General features: G+C 71.2%; 4 protein-coding genes. 2 read left to right on the top strand and 2 right to left on the bottom strand.

The features are described from left to right. Together HC022_RS18965 and HC022_RS18970 are read right to left on the bottom strand one after the other, a co-directional pair. A partial coding sequence (locus HC022_RS18965; RefSeq protein ID WP_167453462.1) for a VWA domain-containing protein occupies window positions 1–715 on the bottom strand: 715 nt, incomplete at its 3' end. A gap of 284 nt (window positions 716–999) precedes the next feature. After that, entirely contained in the window at window positions 1000–3795 is a 2796-nt protein-coding gene (locus HC022_RS18970; protein WP_167453463.1) for a glutamine-synthetase adenylyltransferase, read from the bottom strand. Between the two features lie 117 nt (window positions 3796–3912). On the opposite strand from HC022_RS18970, the gene HC022_RS18975 reads away from it, so the two are divergent. Both HC022_RS18975 and HC022_RS18980 read left to right on the top strand, forming a co-directional pair. Then, window positions 3913–4380 (top strand): YbaK/EbsC family protein, encoded by a 468-nt coding sequence (locus HC022_RS18975; protein ID WP_167453464.1) that lies wholly within the window; start codon window positions 3913–3915, stop codon window positions 4378–4380. Between the two features lie 107 nt (window positions 4381–4487). Beyond that, a partial coding sequence (locus HC022_RS18980; protein ID WP_175583645.1) for a site-2 protease family protein occupies window positions 4488–4915 on the top strand: 428 nt, incomplete at its 3' end.

Genomic DNA, 4915 nt, shown 5'->3' on the forward strand with positions numbered 1-4915 from the left:
CCATGCTTCCCGAGATGTCGCAGAGCACCACGAGGTTCGGCCAGCGCGGGCGCGGCTTCAGGTGCGAGAGCTCGCGCATTTCGCCGCCCTGCCGCATCGAGGTCCGCAGCGTGCGGCGCCAGTCGATCCGCCGCCCGCCATGCGCGGCCATGCCCCGTCGCGACGGGATCGGCTTCACCGGCAGCCGCAGCCGCGCCAGCATGCGCTTGGCCTCGGCGATCTCGGCGGTGGACATCTGCTCGAAGTCCAGCGTCTTGAGCCGCTCCTCGGCGGAGATGGTGAAGGAGCTGTCAATCTCGAGCTTGGTGCCCTCGTCGTCGCCGTCGGGCTGGGGCAGCTCGGGCATCTGGTCGCCGAGCAGCGCCTGCGCGGCGCGTTTCTCGGCCGATTGCGCCAGTTTCTCCTCCTGCACACCGCGCACCGCGGGGAGCATCATCGACATCATGTGCTCGAGATAGCGTGGGTCGCGCCAGTAGAGGCGGAAGATCTGGGCGAAGACGACGCGATGCTCGGGACGGTTCACGAAACAGGCGTGCAGCGTCCAGTAGAAGTCCATCCGGTCGGTGAACCCCGCCGCCGCCACCGCGCGGATGGCGTCGATCACCCGGCCCGGCCCCACGGGCAGCCCGGCCCGCCGCAGCGCGCGGGCGAAGTGGATGATGTTCTGCGCGAGCCTCGGGTCGTCAGGCACCGCGATGGGCAGGTATTCCGGCATGTTGCTCCGTGGCGGTTCGGGGACCGTCGGCACAAGGAACCCGATGCGGGTCCGGGTCGCAAGCCCTCCGTTGGTCGGGGGCGGGTTGGTGGGGTCGGCGGCGGCCCCCGGCACGGTGATGGGGTCGGGCTGCGAGGCGGTGTGGTCTCGGCGATGTCCTTTTCGAGGGATGGCCGTCAGGCCACCCGCGGCGACGGCATGCCCTTCAGGATGATCGCGTCTCCGGGCGATCCGTCAGGATGATCGCCTCTTCGGGATGACCTCTTCGGCGCATCCCGCCCCCCTCAGCCCCCCGACGTCCCCTCCACCTCGGCCAGCGCCGCGTCGATGTGACCCGAGGCCTCAGCCGTCATCGTCGCCAGCCGGGCGCTCAGGTCGTCGGGCCCCTCGGTGCCGGTCAGCCGCGTGAGGAAAGCGCAGCCGCCCACGCCCAGGCTCTCGGGATCGAGCCGCCCCTGGGTGATCAGCCGCGCGCCGATCTGCAGGCTCCAGCACAGCCGGTAGGTGGCCGCGAGCTGCTCGGCCGCTGCCTTGGGCAGCCAGCCCTGCCGGGCCGCGGCGACGAGCCCGCGGATGGTGCTGCGCGGCGCCTGCCCCGACAGCAGCGACCCGGCCTGCGACAGAAGCTCGATGTCCTGCATCCGCCCGCGCCCGAGCTTGGGATCCCACGCATCTCCCCGGCCCTTCGCGGCACTGATGCGCGCGCGCATCTCGGAAAGCTCGGTCAGCACCTGCTCGCGCGGAGGAGGGGCTGCAAGGATCTCGGAGCGCAGCGCCTCGACCTCGGCCGCCAGTTCGGGCGGCCCTGCGATCACCCGCGAGCGGGTCAGCGCCAGGTGCTCCCAGACCCACGCCCGCTCGCGCTGATACTCGCTGAAGGCGGTGAGCGAGGTCGCCACCGGGCCCTGGTTGCCCGAGGGCCGCAGACGCATGTCGATCTCGTAGAGCTTGCCCTCGGCCATCGGCGCGGTCATCGCAGTGATCGCCGCCTGCGTGAGCCGCGCGTAGTAGGTCCGCGCGGGCAGCGGGCGTCGGCCATCCGAGGCCTCGACCCCGTCGGCGTCGTAGATCACGATGAGATCGAGATCCGAAAGCGCGTGCAGGTGCCGCGCGCCGAGCGAGCCCATGCCCACCACGACGGCCCCGCGCCCCGGCGGCGCACCGTGCTTGCGGGCGAACTCGGCCTCCACCACCGGCAGGATCGCCGCCAGCGAGGCCTGGGCCAGATCGGCGTAATGCTGCCCCGCTTCCTCGGGCTCGCTCAGCCCGCGCAGCAGATGAACGCCCGCGCGGAAGTGCCATTCCTTCTGCCAGCGCCGCGCCATGTCGAGGCGGCTCTCGTAGTCGTCCTCGCGCGCGAGGATCTCGGAGAGCTCGGCGGTGAGCGCCTGCGGCCCCGGCCACGGGCTGAAGAAATCGCCGCCGATCACCGCATCGAAAACGCTGGAGTTGCGCGACAGGTGCCGCGCGAGATCGGGCGAGGTCGAGACGATGTCGACCAGCAGGTCGACAAGCTGCGGGTTGGCATCGAACAGCGAGAAGAGCTGCACCCCTGCGGGCAATCCGGCAAGGAAGCCGTCGAAGGCGGTCAGCGCCTCCTGCGGGCGCGCGGCGCGGGCGAGCCGCCCGAGGATCTCGGGCTTCAGCCGCTTGAAAATCTCCACCGCCCGGCCTGAGCGCAGAGCGGGATAGCTTGGCCAGCGCGCCACCAGCGGGCTGCGCTCGATCTCGTCGGGGATGTCGCTTTCGGTGGCGTCGCGGGCGTCGGGGGCGAAGAACCCCTCGGTGAGCTCGTGAACCTCCTCGAGCCGCGCGCGCAGCTCCTCCTCGAGCCCCGCCCGCTCGCGCCCCATCAGTGCCGCGAGCCGCTCGAACCCCGCGTCGTTGCCGGGCAGCAGGTGTGTCTGGGCATCGCCAACCATCTGCACCCGATGCTCGACCTCGCGGTGGAAGCGGTAGTGCTCGGTCAGCCGCGTGGTCACGTCCCACGGCACCCAGCCCTTTTCCGACAGCACCCGCAGCCCGTCCACGGTGGCGCGCACCCGCAGGTCCGGGTCGCGCCCGCCGGCGATGATCTGGCGGGTCTGGGTGAAGAACTCGATCTCGCGGATGCCGCCCCGTCCGAGCTTCATGTCGTGGCCCGGCAGCGTGATCGGCCCGTGCCCCTTCTTGTCGCGGTAGCGCAGGCGCATGTCGTGGGCGTCCTGGATCGCGGCGAAATCGAGGTGGCGGCGCCAGACGAAGGGCCGCAGCGTCTCGAGGAAGCGCTCGCCCGCCGCGGTGTCACCGGCGCAGGGCCGCGCCTTGATGTAGGCCGCCCGCTCCCAGGCCCGGCCAAGGCTCTCGTAGTAGCGCTCGGCGGCCTCCATGGCGATGCAGACCGGCGTCACCGAGGGATCGGGACGCAGCCGCAGGTCGGTGCGAAAGACGTAGCCCTCGCCGGTCAGGTCGTTGAGTGTGCCCGACATGCGCCGCGTGGCGCGGACAAAGGCGCTGCGGGCGTCGTGGAAGTCGTCGCGCTCGAAGCGGGTCTCGTCGAAGAGGCAGATGAGGTCGATATCCGAGCTGTAGTTGAGCTCGAATGCGCCCATCTTGCCCATGGCCAGCACCACCATGCCGCCCGCCGTGGCGATGTCTTCCTCGGTCGCGCCCGGCAGCTTGCCGCGCCGGATCTCGCGGGCGATGGCGGCGCGCAGAGCGAGCTGCACCGACAGGTCGGCGTAGCGGGTCAGCGCCCCGGTCACCTGCTCCAGGTCCCAGACGCCGCCGAGATCGGCAAGACCCGTGAGCAACGCCACCCGCCGCTTGCCCTGCCGCAGCGCGGTCTCGAGCGTATCGTCGGCGCTCTCGCCCAGGTCTTCGCAAAGCTTGGTGAAGGCGTCTTCCGGCGACTCGACCGCGGCCTCGAGCCAGTCGCCCTCCTTCTGGATCAACCCCTTGAGATAGGGACTCGACCCGCCGGCGCCGGCGATCAGCGCGGCGATGTCGCCCTCGGCCCAGGGGGCGGCGGCACGGGCCTCGTCTCCGAGGTCGGTTTCAAGGGCACGCGGCAGGCGGGTGATGCGGGATGCAAAGCTCATGCCGCCTGTATGACCGAGCCGCCCCGGTCTGCGCAATGGCGCGGTCTTGCACCCGTCGTCGCATCGCGCTCTAACCGGCCGGACTTTGGACGACCGACACGGGATGAGGAAAGAACGATGAGCAAGAGCCTTGCACGGGTGCGCCGCGCGCTGGAAGACGCGGGCCTCGACGCCGACATCCGCGAGGTCGGGCAGGCCCGCACCGCGCAAGAGGCCGCCGACAGCGTGGGCTGCGAGATCGACCAGATCGCCAAGTCGATCAAAATCCGCGCCGAGACCAGCGGCGAGGCGGTGCTGTTCCTGACCGCAGGCGGCAACAAGGTCTGCCCCGAGAGGGCCTCCGCTCTGGCGGGAGAGCCGCTGGGCAAGGCGGATGCGGCGCTGATCCGGGCGCAGACGGGCTTCGCCATCGGTGGCGTCGCTCCGGTCGGTCACCTCTCGCCGATCCGCGCCTGGATCGATCCGCGGCTGCTCGAGTTCACCACGATCTGGGCCGCCGCCGGCACCCCGCGCCACGTCTTCGCGCTGGATGCGCACCTGCTGCCGGGGCTGACCGGTGCCGTGCCCGCGGCCTTCACGCTCTGAGGGATGCCCCGAGACGCCGGTGACCCCCGGATGCGGCATCGGCGGCCCTTGCCGCCCTGCGCCCCCTGTCCCATGGTGGAGCCCGTAACAGGGTGGGAGTGCATCGCATGAGCTGGTCTTTTTCCATCGGGCGGCTGTTCGGGTCCGAGCTGCGCGTCCACGCGACCTTCTTCCTGCTGCTCGCCTGGATCGGCGTCGCCGCGTGGTCGAGCGGCGGGCCGCAGGCGGCGCTGCAGAACCTCGCCTTCGTGCTGGCGCTCTTCGCCTGCGTCGTCGCGCATGAATTCGGCCACGCCCTGACCGCCCGCCGCTACGGCATCCAGACCCCGGACATCACGCTTCTGCCGATCGGCGGGCTGGCGCGGCTCGAGCGCATGCCCGAGAAGCCCGCGCAGGAGATCGCGGTCGCCCTTGCCGGGCCCGCGGTCAACATCGTGATCTGGGCGGTGCTGATGCTCGCCGGTGCCGGTACCTCGATCGACGCGCTGGCAGGCCTCGGCACCTCGGTGCCCGGATCCTTCCTTGGCCAGCTGGC

The sequence above is a fragment of the Salipiger sp. HF18 genome (genome assembly GCF_011806505.1).
In the GTDB taxonomy this organism is placed as follows: domain Bacteria; phylum Pseudomonadota; class Alphaproteobacteria; order Rhodobacterales; family Rhodobacteraceae; genus Salipiger; species Salipiger thiooxidans.